1 protein-coding gene is annotated in these 299 nt (G+C 50.8%); it reads right to left on the bottom strand.

Annotated features, from left to right (window positions below):
• Positions 1-299: hypothetical protein (locus EYY60_RS22130; protein WP_162847811.1), on the bottom strand; the 299-nt coding region annotated here is incomplete at both ends.

Here is a 299-nt window from a genome sequence, read left to right as displayed (position 1 = left end):
TCACAGTCAGGTTCAGAACCTGGTCTGCCGTGCATCCGTTGTTTGAGATTCTGGTTCCGCTTTGGGTTGTGCTGTAGGCTGTATTGTTCACTGCCCATGTATAAGTCTCTCCCGAGCAGATTGTTGCGTTCGTCACCACATCCGCAGGCTTCGGAGTCACAGTCAGGTTCAGCACCTGGTCTGCCGTGCATCCGTTGTTTGGGATTCTCATTCCGCTTTGGGTTGTGCTGTAGGCTGTATTGTTCACTGCCCATATATAAGTCTCTCCTGAACAGATTGTCGCGTTCGTCACAACATCT

The organism is Flavobacterium zhairuonense, assembly GCF_004352915.1.
Lineage (GTDB): Bacteria > Bacteroidota > Bacteroidia > Flavobacteriales > Flavobacteriaceae > Flavobacterium > Flavobacterium zhairuonense.
The sequence above is the reverse complement of the archived record's forward strand: the minus strand, read 5'-3'. Positions and strand labels throughout refer to the sequence as shown.